The sequence below is a fragment of the Spirochaetota bacterium genome (assembly GCA_017999915.1).
Classification (GTDB): Bacteria; Spirochaetota; UBA4802; order UBA4802; family UBA5550; genus RBG-16-49-21.
In genome coordinates, this window is the sequence record JAGNKX010000001.1 from 547,294 (window position 1) to 572,289 (window position 24,996).

At 47.3% G+C, this 24,996-nt stretch carries 19 protein-coding genes and 2 tRNA genes; 7 read left to right on the forward strand and 14 right to left on the reverse strand.

The annotated features are described in order from the left end of the window. Positions 1-4 precede the first annotated feature (4 nt). Positions 5-2,413: a TonB-dependent receptor plug domain-containing protein gene (locus tag KA369_02305; protein MBP7734785.1), complete on the reverse strand. Its 2,409-nt coding sequence runs from the start codon at positions 2,411-2,413 to the stop codon at positions 5-7. Positions 2,414-2,761: 348 nt separating this feature from the next. Between KA369_02305 and purD the strand changes: the two genes are divergently transcribed. After that, the gene (gene purD, locus KA369_02310) at positions 2,762-4,006 is read left to right on the forward strand and encodes a phosphoribosylamine--glycine ligase (GenBank protein MBP7734786.1); all 1,245 of its coding nucleotides are present in this window, start codon (positions 2,762-2,764) and stop codon (positions 4,004-4,006) included. Positions 4,007-4,064: 58 nt separating this feature from the next. Beyond that, positions 4,065-4,565 (forward strand): hypothetical protein, encoded by a 501-nt coding sequence (locus tag KA369_02315; protein MBP7734787.1) that lies wholly within the window; start codon positions 4,065-4,067, stop codon positions 4,563-4,565. Positions 4,566-4,614: 49 nt separating this feature from the next. Here the strand turns inward: KA369_02315 and KA369_02320 are convergent, their stop codons facing one another. The 7 genes from KA369_02320 to KA369_02350 all read right to left on the reverse strand — a co-directional run bounded on the left by KA369_02320 (position 4,615) and on the right by KA369_02350 (position 11,261). Then, a complete protein-coding gene (locus KA369_02320; protein ID MBP7734788.1) occupies positions 4,615-6,519 on the reverse strand; it encodes a thioredoxin family protein in 1,905 nt (634 codons plus the stop codon). Between the two features lie 70 nt (positions 6,520-6,589). Continuing rightward, positions 6,590-8,011: an amino acid permease gene (locus tag KA369_02325; GenBank protein MBP7734789.1), complete on the reverse strand. Its 1,422-nt coding sequence runs from the start codon at positions 8,009-8,011 to the stop codon at positions 6,590-6,592. A 34-nt stretch (positions 8,012-8,045) separates the two neighbouring features. Continuing rightward, a complete protein-coding gene (locus KA369_02330) occupies positions 8,046-8,552 on the reverse strand; it encodes a flavin reductase family protein (protein ID MBP7734790.1) in 507 nt (168 codons plus the stop codon). 15 nt (positions 8,553-8,567) lie between these two features. Further along, positions 8,568-9,434 carry a type I methionyl aminopeptidase gene (map, locus tag KA369_02335; GenBank protein ID MBP7734791.1) on the reverse strand — a complete coding sequence of 289 codons (867 nt, stop codon included), beginning with the start codon at positions 9,432-9,434 and terminating at the stop codon, positions 8,568-8,570. A 210-nt stretch (positions 9,435-9,644) separates the two neighbouring features. Further along, positions 9,645-9,717 (reverse strand) — tRNA-Glu (locus KA369_02340). Between the two features lie 23 nt (positions 9,718-9,740). Then, a tRNA-Lys gene (locus tag KA369_02345) sits at positions 9,741-9,813 on the reverse strand. 179 nt (positions 9,814-9,992) lie between these two features. After that, on the reverse strand, positions 9,993-11,261 hold the full coding sequence (locus tag KA369_02350; GenBank protein MBP7734792.1) for an adenylosuccinate synthase: 1,269 nt from the start codon (positions 11,259-11,261) through the stop codon (positions 9,993-9,995). Between the two features lie 403 nt (positions 11,262-11,664). Here KA369_02350 and KA369_02355 point away from each other — a divergent pair, with 403 nt between their 5' ends. Beyond that, positions 11,665-12,531 carry a peptidoglycan DD-metalloendopeptidase family protein gene (locus tag KA369_02355; protein MBP7734793.1) on the forward strand — a complete coding sequence of 289 codons (867 nt, stop codon included), beginning with the start codon at positions 11,665-11,667 and terminating at the stop codon, positions 12,529-12,531. Positions 12,532-12,619: 88 nt separating this feature from the next. After that, positions 12,620-12,901: a hypothetical protein gene (locus KA369_02360; GenBank protein ID MBP7734794.1), complete on the forward strand. Its 282-nt coding sequence runs from the start codon at positions 12,620-12,622 to the stop codon at positions 12,899-12,901. Between the two features lie 281 nt (positions 12,902-13,182). Here KA369_02360 and nadC read toward each other — a convergent pair whose 3' ends face one another. The 5 genes from nadC to KA369_02385 all read right to left on the reverse strand — a co-directional run bounded on the left by nadC (position 13,183) and on the right by KA369_02385 (position 20,022). Beyond that, positions 13,183-14,025, reverse strand: coding sequence for a carboxylating nicotinate-nucleotide diphosphorylase (gene nadC / locus KA369_02365; GenBank protein MBP7734795.1), 843 nt, complete (start codon positions 14,023-14,025; stop codon positions 13,183-13,185). A gap of 98 nt (positions 14,026-14,123) precedes the next feature. After that, entirely contained in the window at positions 14,124-16,133 is a 2,010-nt protein-coding gene (gene uvrB / locus KA369_02370; GenBank protein MBP7734796.1) for an excinuclease ABC subunit UvrB, read from the reverse strand. Between the two features lie 9 nt (positions 16,134-16,142). Further along, complete coding sequence (locus tag KA369_02375; GenBank protein MBP7734797.1) at positions 16,143-18,020, reverse strand: HD domain-containing protein; 1,878 nt, start codon at positions 18,018-18,020, stop codon at positions 16,143-16,145. 33 nt (positions 18,021-18,053) lie between these two features. Then, complete coding sequence (locus tag KA369_02380) at positions 18,054-18,932, reverse strand: hypothetical protein (protein MBP7734798.1); 879 nt, start codon at positions 18,930-18,932, stop codon at positions 18,054-18,056. 1 nt (position 18,933) lies between these two features. Further along, a complete protein-coding gene (locus tag KA369_02385; GenBank protein MBP7734799.1) occupies positions 18,934-20,022 on the reverse strand; it encodes a glycosyltransferase family 4 protein in 1,089 nt (362 codons plus the stop codon). Between the two features lie 288 nt (positions 20,023-20,310). On the opposite strand from KA369_02385, the gene KA369_02390 reads away from it, so the two are divergent. From KA369_02390 to KA369_02400, 3 genes are all read left to right on the forward strand, one after another. Further along, positions 20,311-20,955 carry a response regulator transcription factor gene (locus tag KA369_02390; protein ID MBP7734800.1) on the forward strand — a complete coding sequence of 215 codons (645 nt, stop codon included), beginning with the start codon at positions 20,311-20,313 and terminating at the stop codon, positions 20,953-20,955. A 123-nt stretch (positions 20,956-21,078) separates the two neighbouring features. After that, positions 21,079-21,579 carry a DbpA RNA binding domain-containing protein gene (locus KA369_02395; GenBank protein ID MBP7734801.1) on the forward strand — a complete coding sequence of 167 codons (501 nt, stop codon included), beginning with the start codon at positions 21,079-21,081 and terminating at the stop codon, positions 21,577-21,579. 12 nt (positions 21,580-21,591) lie between these two features. Then, a complete protein-coding gene (locus tag KA369_02400) occupies positions 21,592-22,422 on the forward strand; it encodes a class I SAM-dependent methyltransferase (protein ID MBP7734802.1) in 831 nt (276 codons plus the stop codon). A gap of 30 nt (positions 22,423-22,452) precedes the next feature. Here KA369_02400 and KA369_02405 read toward each other — a convergent pair whose 3' ends face one another. Continuing rightward, the gene (locus KA369_02405; protein MBP7734803.1) at positions 22,453-24,948 is read right to left on the reverse strand and encodes a DNA translocase FtsK 4TM domain-containing protein; all 2,496 of its coding nucleotides are present in this window, start codon (positions 24,946-24,948) and stop codon (positions 22,453-22,455) included. Between the last annotated feature and the right edge of the window lie 48 nt (positions 24,949-24,996).

The following is a 24,996-nucleotide window of genomic DNA, read 5'->3' on the forward strand; positions in this document are numbered from 1 at the left end:
TTTTTTAAAATTTTGCTTCAACGCCAAAATTGGGGATGAACGCAATGGAAGTGCCAAACGAGGTTATCTTCGGGTTCCTGGATGTTCCAAGATACGGCACACGGTAATCCCACCTTTGCACCACCTTCGGCCTGTTGTTGTAGGCATTGATAATTTCAATGTACCAGCTCACATATCCCCATGAGTAATTCGTCGTGTTGCTGTATCTCAGATCAAGGCGATGATAGATGGGGAAATTGCGAGAATTTGGTTTGCCATATACCGGTGCGAAACGTAGATCATAATCAGCATCCTGCACCGATGCAACTATGGGAGTATAGGGAGTTGACGTGTAGAGCATGAATTTTCCCGTAATGGCATGTTTTCCGTGGCCATAGCCGAGAATGACCTTGAGGCTGTGATTCTGCTCATAATCGTAATTGATCCAGTGATTGCCCCAGTAATCGCCCACCTTGTTCAAGAAAACATCGCTAAGGGTGGTCGGCACCGTGCCCGTGCTTGTCAGGAGCACCCCGTAAACCCCAGGATAGTTGGGAAGCCCGGATTTGAACCTTGATCGTGTATAAGCGTAGCTTATCCATCCAAAGATGCCGTTTTCCCCCTCTTTCCTGTCTTTTTTCAGCATTATTTCCCCGCCGTAGGCGCGGATTCTTCCCGTGCTCATGGTCTGCCGTATGCTACCGTCCGGTCCGATATGGACATATTCCTGGGCAAGATCATGAAAATCATTCCAGAAACCATCAACTTTAATTTTGAAAAGACCGATGGTCTGTTCCAACCCGGCAACGCGGTGAATAGCCCATTCAGGTTTGCCGTACCTGCCTGCCTTAGAATACTGCGGGTTGGAATCGAAAAAATCTGGTGTTGTCTGAAAGAATGAGCTGTATTTTCCTCCCGCCACGGAAATAATTGTATTGGTCGGAAATTCGTAACTGATCATTCCCCGTGGATCCCATGTTATCCATCCGGATTTCTGAAGATAATCGCTTCGATAGCCAGGAATAAAGGTAAAACCACCGTAAGTGAATTTGATCTCTCCATACCATCCTATGGCATGATTGAGGATGGTATTGTTCAAAACCATTATTACATCGTTATTATTTGACAGGTCTGAGGTAAAACCCCCACCTGTCGATTTCGGCCTGGCTCCGCTTGCTGAAAAATCGTAGAGGTTGTACTCGATTCCTCCCCGTATTTCCAGGTATTTTTTTACGGCAACGACCTTGAACTTGTCGGTTAAGCCGAAGACATAGGGTTTTGACTTGATTCTTATTCTTTGCTGTGCAAGGTTGACCCCCGGCGCGGGAATTGTTATCGCTATGGAATTCTGGCGCAACGAAGAGTAAAAGGTGAACTTGTTCTTGAACCGTTCCGATGGCTGATATGCATAACTGAGACTCTGACCATGGGACATCTGGTCGGTATTGACGGAAAGGCCGGCTAATAGCGGATCTGAACCATCGTTTTTAATCTTTTTTTCATTCAAATATTTCAAGGTGTCACTGCTTCCCATGGCGAAAAGAGTGAGGGAATGGGCGCTGTTAAAACTATATTTTGCCTTGAACTGGTAATCCCAGTACCGTGGCACAATATTTATGTTTTCACCCGAGACCAGCCCGATCAGCGGCAATATGATGAGATCGACATAACTGATCCTGCCCGACGCTATGATGTATCCGGCATTTTTGGCTTTCTTCTGATCCTCCTCTGGAGAACCGAGGGATACTCCGTCCGTTTCATTCCTGTGGATCGGCACCTGGATCAGTGCGGCCGCCGACAGGAGGGAAAGGTCCGTGTAGCCGCCGAATTCCTTCACCTCATCAATGGTGTTCATGCTGATCACGGCAGACGTGGCCGCTCCGAATTCCGCGGGATATGCCGATGAAAAAAGGTCTATCTCATCGATCATATTGGTATTGATGACCGAATGAAGTCCGCCATAGTGCAGGGCATTGTATATGGGTATCTCATCCACAAGATACCTGACGCCGCGATAATTACCGCCCCGTATCACCACGGGCCCGAAGAAATCGCCACCGGTCCTGATAACGCCCGGCAGGGACGCAATTGCGTTGATTGAATCACCGAAGGAAGCCGGCACCTCCTTTATTTGTTTCAGCGTCATGGAATGACGCGAAACGGTCTGCAGGTCCCGCCTCCCGGTTATGGTGAGTCCCTCGCCTTTGACGGCAACGCTTTCCAGGGGGAAATTTTTTATCGTGTCATTTTCTATGTAAACCGTCGATTTGGAAACCTTTAGCCCCTCCGAACGCACGAATACGGTATAGGATCCCGCTTTCGGCACCGCGATGCGGTACATGCCGTTGGTATCGCAGGCGGCTTTTGTTTTAAGCTCAATTATGAAAACCGTTCCAGTACCGACCGGTTTCTTTGTTGCCGCATTATAGATCATGCCCCGAAGGACGTGGCCATCTTTTTTTTGGGACAATGCGTCAGTTGAATGAAAAACAGAAAGCCCGGCACAGGCCAGGGCAACGATGAACAAGATAATGTTATGCACTCTAATTGCCATTGATCATGTTTATAGTATTATAACACCATACGAGTCAAGAAATAACACCTATGTTTCAAGAAAAAAAGCAATTCGATACTATTCAATATTACTATATCCGTTATACCAGCAGGAGATTTTATTGGCGATCATTGAGCATAATTCGTTGACACGGATATTATTCTTCTACTATGTATCTGTAATTATTCATGATATAGTCATCCAGCACATTTATTAGTGGGAGATACTATGAAATATCTGGTTATTGGTTCCGGCGGCAGAGAACACACCATCTCATGGCGCCTCCTCCATGACGGCAGTGCCAAAGAAGTGTACGTTGCTCCTGGAAATGGCGGCATAGACCCGGCCTTCTGCGTCGATCTATCCATACATGATTTTCCCTCTATTGAACGCCTCTGCATTAATAAAAAGATCGACATGGTCATTGTCGGTCCCGAAGCACCCCTGGTGGATGGCATTGTCGATTACCTCAATGACAAAAAGATACCTGCATTCGGCCCGACCCGGAAGGCTGCCATGCTTGAAGGAAGCAAGCTTTTTGCCAAGTATATCATGAAGAAATATGAGATACCCACTGCGCAACACCATGAATTCAATGGAAAAAAAGAGCTCCTTTCATACATTGAGCAGGACATTCAATACCCTGTCGTGATTAAGCTGGACGGCCTTGCCGCCGGTAAGGGCGTCGGTATTCCGGAGAATCGCGGTGAAGCCATGGAGTTCATCAACGCCACGGTCAGTGAAGATGCGCGGGTATTCGTTGAAGATTATATAGAAGGCGAAGAAGCTTCGGTCCTGTGCATCTCGGACGGGACCCACATCGTTCCCTTTGTGGCCGCCCAGGACCACAAGCGCGTGTACGACGGCGACAAAGGCCCCAACACCGGCGGCATGGGCGCCTACGCGCCGGCACCGGTCATGACCCCTGAACGTCTTGACTTTGTGCGTGACCACATCCTCCAGAAAACGATCGACGCCATGAGAGAGGAGGGCATCCCCTTCAAGGGCATCCTTTACGCCGGAGTCATTGTCAAGGGGGATGACATAAAAGTCCTCGAGTTCAATGTTCGTCTTGGCGATCCGGAGGCACAGGTAATCATTCCTCTGATGGAGGGTAAGCTGGGTGACTTCATTGGAGCTGCAGTGAACGGCACCCTTGGATCCGCATCCCTTTCATTCAAGCCGATGCATGCCATAACCGTTGTCATATCCTCCGGTGGATATCCCGGCGCCTATGAAAAAGGGAAGCCTATTTCAGGCCTTGATAAAGCGTACGAGAACATCATTGTCTTTCACGCCGGCACTAAATTCGATAATGGCGCATATTATACCAATGGAGGCCGCGTTCTCAATATTACGGCCCTGGGAAGGACCCTCAAAGAAGCAAATGACAGGGTGTATCGCATGATTAATGCTATTTCCTTTGATGGTGCCTATTACAGGAAGGATATAGGGCACCGCGCATTGCAGTGATATTCCATCAGCAATGTATCGATTGATAATGAAACGACATAATGAGTGGATTGTAAACATGAAAAAAATTCTGATCTTAAGTTCATTTGTAATCTTTTCTTCAGCGGCTATTTTCTCAGCTGACGTAAAAAGCCCGGCTGAAATTAAGAACCTTGAAGCCCTTGAGGGCATTACCCATTATGGTATGCCAATTTCCGAGATTATCAAGAAATATGAAAACAATGGGTCACTTGTTGAAATTGTTTATTCAAAGAATCTTTCAGACGACAACATGGACGAATATATTAAAAATTTCTATGACGTCCTGTTGCGCCAGACTGAAAAATGGCTTTATGAAAATAAGCTCCCCTATAAGAACATGCGCATTGTCATATCAAACTGCAAATTTTGTAAAATCGGTTATTGCAAAAAAAAGAATATTAAAGAGCTTAGACTCGTTTCATACAATAATGAAAAAATGATCAAAGAGCTTGCTATAAAACATTCCGATATCCTTGACAAAACAAAGCATGCAGAAATGGCTCAAAGCGCCGTAATCACTCTTCTTGAAAAGCGATAACATACAGACCCGACCCCGAGGTCATGGCTATGAACAGGCTTTTTCGAAGTTATTTAAGGCCCTGAATATCCACTTGATACTTAAACAGATTATTCTTGTCACTACGGGCAGAATGTAACGCCTTTAAAACATCATCCTTGGAATAAATATCCCTGAGTATGATGGGCCTGGTAAAAGCCTCTCCCGGGGGAACAACGGCCAGAAGCGGAATCGCCTGGCTTTTAAAAAGCTGCATCAGCTTCTCCGCGTCACCATTCTTCCCGGTTATGTCCGCTACCATGAAATCAACGGAAAGATCCCGCAGGGCCGAAACGACCCTGTCATTCTGCAGAGTCGCCTTTTCCACAAGCTTGCAGTTGGGACACCAATCAGCGGTGAATTCTATAACCGATATTTTTCCCGATTCCCTGTTACCGAGAAATCGTTCAACACTGAACTGATTCTTCGATAAAGTATTTTCTTTTTTCGCACTGTACAAATATTCAAAAGAAACAAGATACCCTGTCACGATTATTCCAATCAACGCGATGATGGAAATCAACCTTTTCAGTCGCGATTGTACCGGAGAGCCATATTTCCCATACTGCCAGAATCCAAAGGCAATGAAACCAAGGAACGCTATCATCGGCATAATTGACGCGCTGTCAAGGATGCCGATCAGATAGATGACGGTAAAGACAAGGAAAAAAGCCATCACCTTTTCAAAGGTGACAAGCCATTCCCCGGGCTTCGGGATATACTTCAGAAAAACGGGATTGATGGTGAGAATCAGATAGGGAAGGGCCATCCCCGCGCCTATGGATATGAATATAAGAAAAATGACGCCTGGCGGCTGAGTCAATGTCCAGGCCAGTGTTCCTCCGAGAAAAGGGCCGCTGCATGGCGTTGCCAGAAGTGTTGCGAGGAGCCCCTTCAGGAACGCGTCTCCATACTGGTTGCCCTCACGATGGGCCGTTCTGCCCGCAAAAGAGGGAATATTGATCGTAAAGACGCCGAAGAGCGAAAGGGCAAGGGCGAATACAATGCCCGTCATGGCTACCAGAAATGCCCGGTATTGGAACAGGCCACCCCACTGGTATCCAAAAAACGCAGCCAGGGCCGCCAGCACGGCGAAACTGGCGATGATCCCCAGTGAAAAGAGGAGGCCCAGCAGAAATAGTTCTTTCCTGCTCTTCCCAGCGTGCTGGATGAAGCCCATGACCTTCAGACTCACTACCGGCAGTACGCAAGGCATGATATTAAGCAACAAACCGGCAATGATGCCGAACAGAATAGCCTGGAACAGCCCCGTCACTGTCCGCTCCATATACCGGGGTGAGAATTTTAGATCAGTCGGCAAAGATGTTTGTATTGCAGCAGTTCCGTTCTCGGTCCGATGTATCTTTGAACCGTCTTGCGCCGGCTCTGATGATTTTCCGTATTCCTCAAGAATCACCCGTCCATAGGCAGTGCCGGTCATGCCTTTGGGTACTACCTGAATCAAAGATTTAAAATTATAGATTTTAGGAACACAGAATGAGGCACCGCCGCTCCCGGTATCGCTGCAGAGCAGAGAGTCAAACACCACTGAAATTTCATGGTTTCCTGTTGTAGCATTTTCAGCAACTTTAAAGGGCAGGAATATCTTTGTTTCATGCTCATATCCCCAAACATAATCTTTTTCTCCCGGGAAAAAGTATTTGTTCGGTTTCAGAAAACGGGCCTTTCCGAACGCGATATTCTTTGGCGCCGTGACAAATACCTCCGTTGGTTTGCCTGTCCCCGGGCCCTTCGGGTTGCCATAGATATGGCTTCGGCTGGGGATCTCAACCTGGATTACGATAAACGAATCGCTACCCTGCGCGGCCACTGTCTCCTTCTGCATCGGGTATACATTCATTTCCTGGTATTCTTTTTTATTGCACGATATGACCATGAATGCCAGAATAAACAGGACATAGACATAGTTTTTCATCGTCCGTTCCTTGTTGTTCAATGTATTTTTACAACTGTTAATATCATATTTAAAGCAGTACTATCCCTAATTATCCGCTGATTTTTTTTAGCGCCTTCGTCTTCCAGCGGTAGTACACAAGTCCCGTGGACATCAGGATCAGGCCAAGAAGAGAAGGCACCGGGGCGGTTATCAGGGTTACGACTAGATAGAGCAGCAGAAGCAGGAGCACGGCAAAGATGCTGTACGGATAAAGCCACGCTTTATAGGGCCGCAGCGCATCGGGATATTTCTTCCTGAATATGACCAGAGAATAAATGGTCATGATATTAAAAATGGTCCCCGTTGCTGAAAAGAAGGCGATGATCGTTTCGTAGGACGCGCTGGACCGGATGTCAAACAGGAGATACACGGAAAGCATCCCGAGAAGTATAACCGACGCCCACGCGGCCTGTGCCAGCAGCGAATTATTGGGCGTCCGGTACCGCTCATGGAGTATGCCGAGCTTTGTGAAGAACAGGTCATCCCGCGCCATGGCCTGCCAGGTCCTCGCCTTGCACAGGATCTGGGTGCTCACATTGCCGAAGGTCGACGCCATGACCGCAAGGGAGATCAGGATGCCCCCGGCCCCGCCGAGGGCCGCCTTCATGGCCTCCGCGGCTATGCCATGGGTTTCGGCGATGACCCTGACCGGAAGCTGATAGATATAGGCTGCATTGGTTCCGAGAAAGAGGACCATGACGCCGGCAATGCCCAGTAAAAGCGACAGTGGAAGGTTTCTTCTGGGATTTTTCACTTCCTCCGCGATATAGGTGGCACCCTCCCACCCGCTGAAGGCGAAAAATGAAAGCCGCAGCGCCGCCCCGACGGCCAGCACCGTGGCCCACGAAAAGCCTTCTGGCAGAAACGGTGACGTGAAATGTCCGATGCTTCCGCTGGTCGTGAAGGAAACGCCGATTATGACGCAGATTGCCGTGATCTTCACGGCGCTGAAAATATTTTGAAAAACGCCGCTCACAAACACCCCGAAGAGGTTGATGGCAGTCAGGATCCAGATGATCGACAGGGCAATTAAGATCTCAGTAACATGGCCGTAGGGCACATGAAACAGAATCTTCCATATTTCATTCAGATACTCGGCGAACACCAGGGCCACGGCGGCTATTGCTCCTGTTTCAGACACAAAAAACATCGCCCAGCCACGCAGGAACGCCCACACCGGGCCATAGGCTGCCTTGAGATATACATAGGGACCCCCGGATCGGGGCATCATGGCCACCAGCTCGGCATAGCACACGGCATGAAATATCGTCACTATGCCCCCGATGATCCAGACCAGGGCAAAGAGGGAGGTGCATGAAACCAGGGCCATAATCGGTCCGGGAGTCCTGAAAATCCCTGACCCGATGATGCGTCCTATGACAATTGAAATGGACTCGACAAGACCGAGATCGCGTCTATAGTCTGTCTGCTCTTCAAAGATGCAGTCGTCAGAAATACACTTCTGTTCCATCAGGCTGATATCCACGATCCGGATTGTAGAGGATTTATTTAATTCGTACCGAGAGTATCTCGCCGATGTACATTCGGTGATAATCCTGGTTAGGATAATTCTCGGCTATAGAAGGATCAATAAAATTTTTCGGGTCAATATCCTGGAAGTAAATTATTTTACATTCAATAACCAGGCGGGCTTCCGAGAAATATACAGCCCCATTGGCTGTCTGAAGAGACGTGATGCCCGTCTCAGCCGGCTTATTGACGTCCCTTCCTGATTTCGCTCCGCAATATTTGAGAACATCCCGATATTTTTCATGAAAAAAGGAGAGTGTAAAAATTTTATTTTTTTCCAGGAATGTGTAGGTATATCTCTGAGGCCGGACGACGATATAGCACACGTTTTTATTCCAGAGCACACCCATGCCGCCCCACGACGCGGTCATGGTATTGAATGCGTCCACGGTACCGGCAGTGATGAGCATCCAATCATTCCCCAGCAGCGAAAATACATTTTCATTCAGTTTCCCAGGCTGGATCTCGAAATAGTCATTCATAGTTCCACCGCCTTATCATTCAGTCAGTATCTCCGACCCTGTTTCCGTCACCAAAACCGTGTGTTCCCACTGGGCTGATAGCTTTCCATCAATGGTCACCGCGGTCCATGAATCCGCCATGAGCCTGGTCTCATATCTGCCCTGGTTGATCATAGGCTCAATCGTAAACACCATGCCGGGCTGCATCACCACCCCCCGTTTCCTGCTTCCATAATGATGCACGTGGGGTTCCTCGTGGAATTTCAGGCCTATCCCGTGACCGCCGTAGTCCCGAACGACCGAAAAACCATTCTTAACAGCGTGCTGCTCGATGGCATACCCTATTTCCCCCAGGTCCTGATAGGGCTTAACCTGATCGATGCCGATGTACAGGCACTCTCTGGCGACATTGACCAGACGCCGGGCATCCTCAGATCCATCGCCGATTATGAACATTCTTCCGGCATCGCCGAAATATCCGTCCAGAATTGTCGTCACATCCACATTGACGATATCACCGTCCTTGAGCACCGTCTCATCCGGAATGCCGTGACAGATAACGTTGTTGATTGAAACGCAAACGCTTTTTGGGAACCCATTGTAGTTAAGAGGAGCCGGAATAGCGCCGTGTCTGATCGTATAGTCATGGACCCATTCATTAATGGTGTTGGTTGTTATGCCTGGCTGAATCCGATCGGCTACCATGTCCAGGATTTCCTTCGTGAGTCGGCTGCTTTTTCTTATGCCCGCTATCTGTTTTTCAGTTTTAATTATCACGCCCGGCGGAAGCTGGAGTGATTCCTTCGATACAACTCCGCTTTTAATATCTGAATCAAGGTGGCACTTTTTATATTTTTTGCCACTTCCGCACCAGCAGAGATCATTTCTGGCAAGCTTTCTCATCTTTATTTCCGCATTTCAAATAATTGATGCCTACTGCAATTACACTTTTTCTCCATATCTCTTAACAAAGATAACGAACAATAAATCAATAATCAATAGGCCCTCATCAAATCTTGCGATACAATTATACGTATCCCCACTGGTTGTGGCAAGGCATTTTGTCTTGAAATAAAAAAGGCAATTCTTAAAAGAATCACCTTTTTTATGATGCATCCCCGAGGGGGATCGAACCCCTGTTGCCGGGATGAAAACCCGGTGTCCTAGACCACTAGACGACGGGGACATAGGAAACAGTATATGAAATATTGAGACGCCCGAGAATTGAACTCGGGACCCACTGCTTAAAAGGCAGTTGCTCTACCGACTGAGCTAGCGTCTCAAAATGTAAAAATACCTGATACTGAAATGCCCTGTAACTGTCAATAATAATTAAACAGTTTTCTAAAAAAAACTGCCAAACCTACGCGATTACTATCACACCAGGAATTAGATATTATCAATTTGATCCATGCAATTTCTGTTGTCACTGAAATCTTCAAACAGGTACAGGGGTAATTGTCACTTGTTTTTGAAGGTGCTATGCCGGCCAGGTCCAACCGATATGATAGATATTTTTACGCCGATTTGAGACTCGATAAAATCTATGTACTTGCGCGCATTAAGCGGCAGGTCTGCCTTTTTTCTGCAGCCGGATATGTCCGTATTCCATCCTTCAAGTTCCTTATACACCGGCCTGGCTTTTTGAAGATTCGTAACGGGAAAATAATTAATTTTTTTCCCATCCATCGTATAATTGACAGCCACCTTTATCTTTTTAAAACCGCTCAGCACATCAAGCTTTGTCATCGCAATGCTGGTCAGACCATTGATGAGGGCCGTTTCCCTTACCAGCTGGACATCGAACCATCCGCAGCGCCGGGGTCTTCCGGTTGTGGATCCGAATTCAGACCCATTGACCCTCATGCGGTCGCCATCTTCACCGATGGCTTCTGTCGGAAAAGGCCCTTCGCCGACCCTGGTGACATAGGCCTTCATGATCCCGATAACCTGGTCTATATTGAACGCATTGAGCCCGGTTCCCATCAGCGCGCCCCCGATGGTCGGATTCGACGATGTGACGTAGGGATAGGTTCCATGGTCTATGTCAAGGGCGTATCCCTGGGCGCCTTCCAGGAGGATACGCTTGCCTTTTTGCGCCGAAGAATGGAGATAGTGCTGCGTATTGACGATCATGTCGCCGCATTCTTTTTTGAATTTTTTCAATATATCCATTACTTCTTCGACGGTAAATGTCTGCTTCTTAAATATTCGTTCGAGCTGAAGGTTTTTCAGCTTCAGCACATTGGCCACCTTGTCTCTAAGGAGCTTCATATCAAAAACATCACCGGCCCGGATGCCGATGCGGAGGCATTTGTCGGAGTAGCTCGGTCCGATACCCCGCACGGTCGTTCCGATCTTCTTGGACCGAAACTCCTCCATTGCCTCATCATAGGCTTTGTGATAGGGCAGGATGAGATGGGCCGCATCGGATATGAGCAGGCGTTTCCTGACATCATAGCCTTCCTGCTCAAGCGATTCAATCTCATTGATGAGCTGGAGGGGATCAACGACAACCCCGTTGCCGACGACACATTGCTTGTCTTTATGAAGGATTCCCGACGGAACAAGATGAAAGATATACTTTTTATCCTGCACGACGACCGTATGACCGGCATTGGCGCCACCCTGATAGCGCACGATGATATCGCTATCCCTGGTGTAATAATCGATCATCTTGGCTTTTCCCTCATCGCCCCACTGCGTCCCCATGATTACCTTACAGCTCATCACCGCACCCGATTACTTGTCAGTGTTGATAGTTCACCATTTACTGCTGTGATTTCTATCGTTCTTAAAGCAGACTGACATCATAAAATATCACAAACAAAAATAACAAGCCTTTTTCAGGCACTATTCATTTATTAATACAGTGAAAAATCATAAATGATTGAATGATGATATATCATGAAGATACAACTTCGCAATGAATTTTGAGCAAATTATGTCGCAAATGATCACCGGACAAATTGAAAATGGGGCATTCTTTCCAGACTAATCCAAAAACCAGTCTTGTTAGTTATATTTCAAACTATGGGTAGTGAAAAATGCTAAATTACTGAATGACACTTGCCGATATATAGAATAAGACAACTTTGCCCTTTCGGGCAGTACGGGAAAAAGGATGTTTACCGTGTCTAACAGGGATGTTATTCTGCAGATATCCATTGCTGCATTATTCTGCATTTTCATTTTTCCATGCACTATTTATTCTCAATCTGAAGTGAGAATAAATTACAAAACAGACGAATACCATTCTCATAACAATGTGACATATGACTCATATGAGAATTATCGTGCTGACAGGGATCGTTACGACCATAGCAAACCCACGATATTACGAGATAAACAGCGTGCCCCGAACACTCGTTCTTCACGTTCCTGCAGGCAATGCCCGAGTTATAATCCAAAGAAAAAACATTATATCACCTATACAATTCGTAAAGGCGACACCCTGACCGCCATTGCCAGAAAAAATCAAATTTCCATTTCATCACTGCGATCCATGAATCGCATAACCCCTTTAAGCATTCTCAAAAAGGGAATGGTGTTGAAAATACCTGTTAAACAGTCATTATCCGTTCCGTTAGAAAAACAGATGTTATCCTGTACAGATAAAAAAAAACCGTCTGAAAGGCCGTTCTTTCAATGGCCGATAAAAAGTGTCATCGATTATCGACATGATGGCTTAAATGGAGTCAAGTCTATCGGTATCATTATAACCGGCAAACCAGGTGCAACTGTACATTCCTCTGCTCCGGGAACAGTGAAAAAAATTGGAAGAATGAGAGGTTTTGGCAATTATATTGTCATCAGTCATCCCGGACGGTTTTCCACGGTTTATTCAAACTTAGACATTATCATGGTCAGCATCGGTGATTCAGTACCTGCCGGTAATGCCATAGGCAAGATCAATGCAGCTGAAAAAAAGATTCATTTCCAAATTGATCAGGCGGGAAAGCCTGAAAACCCTCTTCAGTATCTTCCCAAAAAAATTTAATTTTTTTATTTATTGAAATGATTTTCCCACCAGAATTTATTGACTAACACGGCGTTTAACAGTATTATCTTTCATAGGTACATGTTATATGGATCCAAAAAAAATCAACGTAAAAGATTTAACATCTGTTTATCGGGAACTGCAGAAGGGCTCGGAAACCTCCATAGGTAATTATCTCTTCAAGGGATTAAGAATTCAGATTAGCAAGTACAAATCATCTGGAACCGAGCGCTATATGCGGCTGTACAACAAAAGACGAAATGACGGCTTATGCATCCGGTGCGGCAACAAGGTCACGAAAAGAAATCCCCATACGGGCAAGCTATACCGGCTATGTGAATATCATCGGGAAATAACAGACCGGAGATAACAATTAACCTATATTCCCTGCCACCGGGACCTGTTTCCCCCTTCAAAGAACCCGTTCATTCTCTTTTGATAGACAAGATAAAAACCGGAATAACAGGAACGTCCTGATAGATCCCGATTGATTTTGTTTAAATCTGCCATATAGTAGTGAACACCTCCATCCCCTTGAGGACCGGACCTCGCCGAACACACAATATCCGAACTCCTAAGCCCTATGATCGATATTCGGATTGCCTGCAATATTGATAAAGAATTTTCATTTTGGTGTTGATGATACTGGTATCATTCAAAATCCATTGAAAGATCAAAGGCCTGCACCGAATGAGTGAGGGATCCCATGGAAATATAATCAACATCAAGTCCGGAAATTTCTTTAATACGATCCTCTGTCATGTTGCCGGAAACCTCTATCCTTGCTTTCTTGCCGATCAGTTCAACAGCCGCCTTCATCGTGGCTCCATCCATGTTGTCGAGCATGATAATATCAGTTCCGGATGCCACTGCCTCAGCAACATCTTCCAGGCTTTCTGTCTCAACTTCAACCGTGTATTGGGACCCATAGTGCTCACGGACCAGCTGCACGGCCCTTTCTATGCTCCCGGCCGCTCTGATGTGATTATCCTTTATCATGACCATATCATAGAGACCCATGCGATGGTTGACGCCGCCCCCGCTTTTAACCGCGTATTTATCGAGTTTCCGGAAGCCCGGCAAGGTCTTCCTGGTATCCAGGAGCTGTATGTTCGTGCCGGTCAACGTCGAAACAACCTTCGCTGTGCGCGTTGCTATGGCGGTCATGCGCTGGATAAAATTAAGCACGATCCTTTCGCCGGAGAGAACGCTGATCGTCGGACCTGCCACCGTCATGACCCTATCATTTTTTCGGATTGTATCCCCATCCCGCACCAGAGGCGTCACCGACACCTTGGGATCAATGATTTCATATACGATCCGGGCCACATCAGAGCCGCAAAAGATGCCCACATCCTTGGAAGCTATGATACCGTAAGCAATGTCACCTTTATTAAAAATTGCCTGCGACGTAATGTCTCCGCCGCCGATATCCTCTGCGATGGCAAGACCCACCAGTTTCTCAATATCGCTCTTCTGTATCGTTTCACTCATGGCATAACCCTGGCTGATTAATATGCAAATATTCCACCATGCTTTTCTACTTTATCAATACTATACTATTCATGAAAAATCATTACAATACGATCCGATTATGCTTCAGTCTTCTCAAGGAGCTCTATTTTCTTTTCAATATCGAGCATCTGGTCGCGTAATACCGCGGCTTTTTCGAATTCGAGATCATCCGCCGCCTTGAGCATTTCATCACGAATGGAATCCAGCGCCTCTTTCAGTTTCTTTACATTGTTGCTCTGGTAGGCCGCTCCGTATTCGGCGACCATATCCGCGTAGCGGCTTTCATCATGGTACTCGCGCTCTATGATATCAACGATATCCTTGGTGATGCTCTCCGGTGTTATGTTGTGCTCCCGGTTGTAATGTTCCTGGATCGTCCTCCGACGATTCGTTTCATCGATGGTCCGGCGCATTGAATCAGTCATGGTATCAGCATAGAGTAGCACCGTGCCGTTTATGTTTCTCGCCGCGCGGCCGGCGGTCTGAATGAGGGAGCGCGTCGAGCGGAGGAATCCTTCCTTGTCAGCGTCGAGGATCGCGACCAGCGAAACCTCAGGCAGGTCCAGCCCTTCGCGAAGAAGGTTGATTCCCACCAGGCAATCGAACAAGCCGATGCGGAGGTCCCTGATGATCTCAACGCGCTCAATGGTATTGATTTCCGAATGGAGATACTTCGCCCTGATCCCCACTTCCTCGAAATATCTGGTGAGGTCCTCGGCCATCTTTTTCGTGAGCGTAGTCACCAGCACCCTCTCGTGCCGTCCGGCGCGCGTATTGATCTCGCCGATCAGGTCGTCCACCTGGGTTTTCGCCGGCCTGACCTCGATCACCGGATCGACGAGACCAGTGGGCCGTATTACCTGCTCAACGACGTTTCCGCTTTTTTCGAGCTCATATTCAGCCGGAGTGGCGGATACGAACACCACCTGGTTTATCATCTTCTCGAACTCCTCGAAATAGAGGGGCCTGTTATCAAGGGCCGAAGGGAGCCTGAAACCGAATTCGACCAGGTTCGTCTTGCGCGCCCGGTCTCCCTCGTACATACCCCGCACCTGCGGCACGGTCACATGGGATTCATCGATGAACATCAGGTAGTTGCCCCTGAAATAATCGAGGAGGCACGAAGGCCGCTCCCCGGCCTTGCGGCGGGAGATGATGCGCGAATAATTCTCGATCCCGCTGCAATATCCCATCTCAGCGAGCATCTCCATGTCATACCTGGTCCTGCTTTCCAGCCGCTGCGCCTCGACGAGCTTGTTCAGTTTTGTAAGCACCGCCAGGCGGGACTGGAGCTCTTCCTCTATGAGGCTGATCGTTTCTTTCATTTCATCCATGGATGACACGAAATGCTTGGCCGGATAGATATAGCATTCCTTTACTTTTCCAATGACAGCCCCGGTGACCGGATTGATCCGGGATATACTTTCTATCTGGTCGCCGAAAAATTCGATCCGGTACGCCTCCCTCTGCAGATAGGCAGGGAATATCTCCACAACGTCGCCGCGGGCCCGGAAGGTGCCCCTGATGAAGGATATGTTATTACGGTCATAATAGATCGATACCAGCCGCCTGAGCAGGTTGTCCCGCTCCATTTCATCTCCGGTATGAATTCGTATGTGGGACCGGTCAAAATCCTCGGGAGTGCCCAATCCATAAATGCACGATACCGAAGAAACCACTATGACGTCATTCCGTTCAAGGATCGACGAGGTGGCCTTAAGCCTCAGCCGGTCAATCTCGTCATTTATGGAAGCGTCCTTTTCGATATAGAGATCCGACGACACAACATAGGCCTCAGGCTGATAATAGTCGTAGTACGAAACGAAATATTCCACGGCATTGTCAGGAAAAAATTCTGAGAATTCCCTGTAGAGCTGCGCCGCCAGAGTCTTATTGTGGGTCAGCACCAGGGTCGGCATCCTGACCTCTTCAATGACCTTGGCCATGGTGAAGGTCTTTCCCGATCCGGTGACGCCGAGAAGGGTCTGAAATTTCTCGCCCTTGCGGATACCCGCGATAAGGTCATTGATCGCCCTTTCCTGGTCCCCGGAGGGCTTGAATCGTGATACTACGTTAAATTCCGCCATACTATCTCACTATTCTTCCCTGATAATATCCATGAAAACATTGACAATAGAAGGATCAAAAAGAATTCCGCCATTTGATTTCATGAAGCCGGTTGCATCATCCCGCTGTAATCCCTTCCGGTAGGGCCTGTCAGCGGAGATGGCGTCCCAGACATCGGCCACGGTAATTATCCTGCTCTCAAGGGGTATTTCGTCGCCTCGGCGGCTCTCCGGATAACCCCCTCCGTCCCAGTGCTCATGGTGATACAGAATCCCCGGCACTATTTTATTATACGATGGAATATCCCCTATGATCCGGGCCCCTATGCCGGGATGCTCCTTGATGACGGCATATTCCTCGGCGGTGAGCTTCCCCGGCTTGTCAAGGATGAGTTCGGAAACGGCAATCTTGCCGATATCATGGAGAATCGCCGAAAAGGTGACTGTCCGCACGATCTCTTCGGGCATGCTCAGCCGGTACGCGATCTTTTCCGAATAGGTGGCGACCCGTTCGCTGTGACCCGCTGTCCATTTTGACTTCGCGTCTATCGAGCGCGTGAGGGCCAGAAGGATTCCCACCAGGAGCTGTTCCTTCTCCTCAAAGGCCCTGATGCTCTGGAGCGCGATCCCCACCTGGTCTGCCAGCATGGTAATGGATTCCATCTCACGCGGTGAAAAGCCATTCTGTTCATCTCTTGCCAGCACCAGGGAGCCAAGGTACTGTTCCTCCATGTAAACCGGGACATTGATCCCGGTTCCTCGTTTACTGCCCAGGAGCCCTTCCATGACCTCGCGGTATTGCGATCCTTCATCCTGAAGACTGAATTGCCTTATTCGCTCCATTTCCTTCCGGTCAATGCTGTTAAAAGGCACGAAAGGTTTTTCCGCCAGAAGCCCCTCCACAGGGTCCTGATAGCGCGAAAGCAGGTCGAAGCCTTTCTTTTCATCATTGTACAGCGCCATTGCTATGGAACTGCTGTTAAAGAGGGATGACACCAGACCAATGACCCTCTCCAGCAGATCGCTCCTTGAAATCGATGAAAGAACGGCCTTGTCAATCTTATTCATGGTTTCCATGGTCTTCATGCGATGTTCGATTTCCCGGACATGGCCGTCAATCTTGTGAGTCATGGTATTCAATGATTCAGAGAGAACGCCTATCTCATCACTCCTGTCCATGGTGAACTGGCGTCCCGTAACGCCGGCAGCGCGGTCCCGCGCCACCTCCGAAAGCATCTTTATCGGCCTGGCGATGCGGTAGGCAAAGATTTTCCCGAGAACAATGGATATCACGAGCAGCAGAGATGCAAAGATGACAATCCGATGCACATTCTTTTTGATGAAGGATGCCAACCCTTCCCGGTTCATTTCCAGGTTCACGACATAAGCGTACTTCGCTTTCCGAAGAGGCAGGAGAAACATTATGGAAACACGATCGCTCTGCCCGAAAAAGAGGCGCGAGGAATGGAATATTCTCTCCTTGAGGGTTCTGTTCAAATGATGCACTTCAGAGGAGGGCGCCGGCTCTTCCCTGAAAACAGAATTGGCGTCGCTGTATATTCTTTTCCATGAATGTCCCCGGCGATCGTGATAGTAGATAGTGGGCTTGATTGTCCCGAATGTCGAAAATGATGTTTTCAGGACGAGATTGTATAACCTTGTCAGATCATCATTCCTCTTGTTTATCAGCTCAAAAATAAAGTCCTCACCCTTGGTGCCGGTTATTTCCTTGAATATCGGCACAGCGGTTTCATAGGCCATATCGATTTCTCTTTGAGTGGAGCCTATGGTATAGAGAATAAAGGTCACGTATCCGATGACAATTCCGAATATGACAAAATAAAGGGTTATCTTTATCCCCAGGGATACTCGGATACGCTGGATAATGAATTTTGCTAACGTTCTCATGGGCTGCATCATACATCAGTATGATATGTTTTGTTATGACAGAGATATAACTTTTTCAAGATTTTTTAAAAATCTTTTCTGCATCAGCCTGTTCCGGACAAAGGGGGTCTTATTGATCATGATTTCCATTGAATGAAAAAGAAGAACCAGTACTGGATTTCCATAGAGTCTGGTCATTTCCTTGATTACCCTTTTCTGCTCCCACACGGTCATGTGGGTGGGCCTGAGCCAGTTGTAAAAGAGCCAGTTATCGGGTAAAAACCTTCCCATGATGCCGAACCTTTTTCCAAACACCGTCACCGGATATTCCATAATGCCGGCACTCATGCTTTTATCAGCGGCCGCATACAAGTCGCCACTGCTGATCCAATAGGGCTGCAGGGGAGCACGGCTGTGATCAGGGCCGCCGATCCCTGACCAGTCGATGCCAGGCGTAACCGAGCTGTCGTAGCGATACCCCAGGTCATGGAGTATCCGTATTGTGTCAAGGTCTGCTCCATAGCGCGCCGCCCGGTACCAGATTGGACGAACTGAAAGCCTCTTCTCAATTAATTCGGTCAGGTTTTTTATTTTGGCATGTTCTGTGTTCGTATCATGGGCAAAGCAGGGAAATTCGGCCGATACCTTACCGGCCGGATCTTGGATCGTTACATTGGGTTCAATGTATTCCGAATGAAGGTGCGTGCCGATTATCGCTCCCTTTGCGATTTCCGATGAAAGCACCCGGCAGCAGGCATCGTCGCGAACCACTTCCGGTGAGACAAAATAGATCGGCTTGATGGAATGGAGATCCCAGAGGGGCCGCAACAGGGCAGGAATTCCCTCCGTGACGGATGTGAAGGTCAGAGGCGACGAGCGCCTCCATGAAATATCGCAATCCGGCTCAGTGTCAATGGTGACGTATAATTCCATATCATTGTCGCAGGAGAGAAATATAGTCCTGGATTACATGGTCCCAGTCGAACCGTTCCAGCGATATTTTAGGCGCTGAAACCTTATGGCTGATCAGGTGCCGCAGCTTGGCCCTGAGATCCACCACGTTTTGTTTCTCAAAAAAATACTTATCTTCTTTCAGGATAAAACGATGCCCGCCTATATCCGATACCAGTGGATAGCATCCGGCGCTGACTGCCTCGAGGACCGTCAAGCCAAAGCTCTCAAAGTAACTGGCTGATATGAAAATCGACGCCTTGCCATATACGTTCTTCATTTCAGGGCTGTCGTTGTCGATCCATCCCAGGAATTTAACGGTCCGGCTCAAGCCATCGACGCGCGCCTTCTCCTTGAGATCCTCTCGATAGGGGCCGTCCCCGACGATCTCAACCTTCCAATCGCCCAGGTCCAATCCCTTCAGGGCCTCAAGGATATCCTGAACGCCCTTGTTGAAAAAGAGCCGTGTGACAATAAGAATCGTTTTGTCCTTCTTCAGGGGCTTAAACCTCTTTAAATCAAGACCATTGACTACGGTTACAAAGGTTCCATCCCGGGTGATCTCTTTTATTTTTTCAATGAGATAATCCGAGGGAGCAGTCACGCACTTCGCATGCTTGATGATTGTCTTCCAGGGTATTCCCAAAAACGGATAGAGCATGGCAAATCGATTATTGTGACCCAGCACATCGCTCCCGTGAGACGTGAGCACATAGGGAATGTTAAATCTCTTTTTAGCCCAGAGCGCCAGGACCCCTGTGGGTATGATGAAATGAGTATGATTAATATCATACCTGACCTTCCGAAGGCGTCTCAACAGGAAGAACCAGGCCGAAAGGAGATAGGTCAACTGCTCCCAGGGATGGCAAATCTCTATTTTAGACCGCCATGATTTGACACGGAATACATTGATGCCATCGATAATCTCGAAAGCGGGGAGGTCCTTGTAGCTCATGGTGACCACATCCACCTCGTGGCCATGCTCCACATATCCCCTGGCGATCTCAAGACAAACAGGGCTTGCCCCTCCGCCGATCGGGGTAAATTCATAGTTTAGGAATAATATCTTCATCGGGAAAAAACCTGTATCCTATACATTGCAGTAATATTCATGGAATTGTCATTAGCGGACTGGTAACATCCCATTTATAAAATAAAATATTCAATGAGGGACCCATAAACATTAAAGTCAGAATGACAATAATTTATTCAATAACATTTTTTTTCATTAAATCTCAAAACAGAGACAGTTAAGAAACCTCAGTTTATAAGTTCATACAACTTTTTTCAAGAATAGTCCTGATAATGGATAAAAATCTTGAATTTTATACCTATTTTTATATAATGCTACGAAAATACAATGAAAAATCAAATCGCATTATTATCGGATAATCAGGAAATACAGGGCGTTATTGCATCTTATTATCCATCCATAGAGTTATTCAGGTCCATTGAATCGATCAAGCGTGACGACTTTTCCATTCTTCTAACCGATTTTGATATTTTCGGCTCCATCGATTCCATCCAATTTCTGTTGTCCAAAATCAGAAAAAAAATTCAGGATAAACCGGTATTGCTGATATTAAAAGACAAATCCATTGCTGAATTGCATATGGACTGGTTCTTTGACGATTTTATCTTATTTCCATTCAAGAAAGAAGAGCTCTATGCGCGGATCAACAGAATCCTCTGGCAAAAGGGCATCGATGATGACACGGTAGCAATCGGAAGGCTCATCATTAACTTTAAAGAATACAGCGTATACATGGAAAATGAAAAGCTCGATTTAACATACAAGGAATTTGAGCTCCTTCGCCTTCTTGTATCAAATAAGGGCGAGGTCTTTTCCCGCAAGGACCTCCTGAGCAAAATATGGGGCGTCGAATATATCGGAGGCACCAGGACCGTCGATGTCCATATACGGAGATTGCGGGGAAAGCTCGGCGATGAGTTCAATTCAATCATAGAGACTGTTCGGAATGTCGGATACCGGTGCAAGGTATAACCTTCCTGGTATACAAAGAAAATTACTTGCTATTTTTAGCCAATTTTTTAAGTTGTACGTTACATTGTCACACATGTGCAGCAATATTCCACCAAATCGAAATGAATTTGTGCGAGGACCGGTATGAACCATTTAAAAAAAATAAAGAGAGTGCTTGATGTCGCCTACAACGAAAATCTTGACGAATATGAACTTCTTGTAAAACGCCTTAAAAAAGAGCTTCCTCTCTTCAATGGAGCAAAAAGAATAGCAGCGGCGGTGCTTAAGGAATATCTCGGCGATATTTCCGGAATTGAAATTCCAAAGGAAAAGCTTTATCAGAAGGCCGAAGCCGGCCAGATCGTTTTTGAAGACATCAAGGATGGACGGGCGCGGCTCTTCATCAATATCGGGAAAAACCATAATATCAGCACCGGCGACCTCATCAGGGAGATCGTCAAGAAATCAGGCATTGATGGTAAATCGATCGGCAAGATCGACATCCACACGACCTATTCCTTCTTTGAGATCCCTGAACAATTTGCCGAGCTGGTGCTCCATTCCTTTGACGGCGCTAAAATAAAGGGCCTCAATGTCGTGGTTGAGCCAGCAAAAAAAAGAAAGAAAGAAAAAGACGTCATATAGCGGCGCCGTCCCATGACCGGCGATGTCAGAAAGTGCCCGGTATGTTCCACTTCATCAATCACGCCCATGAGCGAAGAATTGCTTATATGCGCGCAATGTGGTATTGCATTCAATACCGCCTATGCTCTTAAAACCTACAATGACACCTATTTTCTCGATGAATACCGGAATCAATACGGTAAAACCTATATTGATGACCGCCACAATATCTGTAACCAGTCAAAGAAGCGTCTTCTCCGTATATTGAAGCTTATATCCGGCAGAGACGTTAGCAGCACGGATCTATCGCTTCTCGACATCGGTTCTGCTGCGGGCTTCTTTCTGCAATGCGCCAGGGACATGGGCATCAGAGACGTTTCCGGCATAGAAATTTCTGAATACGCCGCACGGTATTGCGAGAAACAATTCAATATCCCTGTCACACGATCATCATTTGATGATGTAACATTGACGTCCCCTTACAGTATTATCACCGCTTGGTATTTTATAGAACACTGCGGAGATCCTCTTTCTGTGATGCGTAAAATCTATAATGCCCTTGATACGGGCGGAATCTTTGCTTTCTCAGTGCCATCAATTTTCGGGCCTCTCTACACCTTTAACCGTGTCGCATGGATAGAAACACATCCGTCAGATCACTTTATTGATTTTTCGCCCAGGGGAGTGAAAAAAATTCTTACTGGTATAGGGTTTACAAAAATCTCGATCAGGCCTGCGGGAATACATCCTGAACGCGTCATCAATCCGCGTTCGTTCTTCTACCGCCCTTTTGTCACTTTATATAATATTTATTCACAGGCCACTTCTTTTTCTGATACGATAGAAGTCTATGCCATAAAATAGCTTTGTGTACTTTACAAAAATCCCTGAAATCTAAATAAAAACTTCCCGTGGTTTGCTTCCGATCTGAGGTCCGATGTACCCCATGTCCTCCATCTGTTCAATGATTCGGGCAGCTCGGTTGTACCCTATGGACAGGCGGCGCTGGAGATACGAGGCTGATGCTTTTTTGGTCTCTTCAATAATTTTCAGAGCTTCCTGGAACAACTCGTCTGACGCCTCGTCCAGTTCCTTTGATTCTTCTTCCTCGAGGAGACTCTCCTCAATGTCGATATACGACGGCTTGCCGCGCTTGCACAGGTGCGTGGCGATCTTCTCTATCTCCTCCTCTGAGATATATCCCCCCTGGATGCGCATGGGGAATGAGCTTGTCGGCGACTGGTAAAGCATGTCGCCGCGCCCCAGAAGCTTCTCCGCTCCGTTCTGGTCGATAATCGTTCGTGAATCGGTTCTCTGGGCCACCTGAAAGGCGATGCGGGCCGGAAAATTCGCTTTGATGAGGCCGGTGATGATATCAACAGAGGGCCGCTGCGTCGCCACGACCAGATGAATTCCCACCGCCCTCGATTTCTGGGCAATCCTGGTAATATAACCCTCGACCTCCTTGGAACTCATCATGAGGTCGGCCATCTCATCTATAATGGCAACGATGAAGGGCAGCTGCTCGGTGCCGTCTTTAAGGCGCGCCACCTTTTCGTTATACCGTTCAATATCGCGGGTATTCAATGCCGAAAGGAGGCAATATCGCCGCTCCATTTCATGCATAGTCCACTTGAGCACCATTGGCGCCACCTGAGGATCCACAATGACCGGCGTCAGCAGATGGGGGAGGCCGTTATAGAGCTGGAGCTCCACCATTTTAGGATCAACGAGTATAAAGCGGATGTAATTCGGATCATAATTGTAGATGAGGCTGGTGATGATGGAGTTCACGCAAACGGATTTCCCCGACCCGGTGGTCCCAGCGATCAGAAGGTGCGGTAATCTCTTGAGATCAAGCATGACCGGCTTTCCCAGAATGTCCTTGCCGAGAGCGACAACAAGGGACCCGTCATAATTATTAAATTCATCGGATTTTATTATATCGCCAAGGGTGACCGTCTCCCGGTACAGATTGGGAATCTCGACGCCGATGGCGGATTTTCCCGGAATCGGCGCAACGATACGGACTCGCTGAGCCGCCAGGGCCATGGCGATATCATCGGCCAGACCAACGACCCGGTTCACCTTGATCCCTGGAGCTATCTGCATTTCATACAGGGTTATGACCGGACCGCGGTTAACGTTAACCACATCTGCTTCAATGCCAAACTCGGCAAGGGTATTCTTCAAAAGTACAGAATTCCGGTGAATCTCCTTTTTCCAGCTTTCAGTGTCCAGCGGTTTCGACGACGTGAGATAGGACGTTGGAATGATATACTCTTCATTGATCGAAATGTTGTCAAATACCCTTTCCGCAATGTCTTCCCGTATTTCCGAATCCATGGCTTGAAGCGTTGCCCTTTGCCGAGGCACCTCAGGACCGGCATTATCTTCTTCACAATCAGCTCCCTCGATTTGTTCAGAGGATAATTCAGAGACAGAAGAACCATCGTTTATTTCCGTCTCCTCAGAAGCCATAATTGGTTCTTCATCTACATTTTCATCTGCTCTGTCATGGGCTAATTCATCATCAACACGGTATTCATCTTCATGGAGAATAACTTCTGCTTCATCCTTACCATAAATTTCATCATTATCAGGCGTATCCAGTAAGGGAATATCGCCTTTTCTGTTATTGTCCGAAACGAATGCCTGGACACTGTTCCATGGTGCATCAGGCAGCGATCTGAATTGCATTACATCAAAAAGGGCTCCTGCCTTTTCTGTCTCGTAGACGATAATCCTTTTTTTTGTTATCCAGGGGAATTTCCGATCTTTTTTGACACTGTTAAGTTTACCAAATGAAATTTTAGGAATTTCATCTCGTTCCGAATCTCTTCTGAATCGTGCTTGTAACCGCCTCATTATCCCTGACAGGCGGGTCTCGGTTCTATACTGCTCATGCTTGGGTGATATGATCAAGCTAATCAGAAGAAGGGCCGAGATGAGAACCACCGCTGACAGGCATATATATGATGCGGATCTACCTATTAAGGATATGAATAAGCTATCGATCATTGTGCCGAGATAACCGCCCGACATCTGCGGCACATTGCCCATGGATAGGGATACCACCGATGAAAGTGAAATCGTGACGAGAAGCGTCAGGCCGGTTTTTTCCGTAACTTTGCTGATCAGGCTGCTTTTGATCAGGTATATGCCCGGTATGATAAGAACTGCGATAATGCCGTAAGACGCGACACCGAAGAGCGAGCGTATGATATGTCCTATCCATGCTCCCACTGGCCCGGTGATATTCTTTACTGTCCCATGTTCAGCCAGAAATGAATAATCGGAAGGATGATATGCTGCGATCGAAACAAGAAAAAAAACAGCAATGCCAATCAATACGGCTCCCAGTATTTCCTGATAGCGTTTCCAGAACACGGTCAAATCCTCCTTCGACTGTCAGGCCTAACCGAACCGTGATGGGAA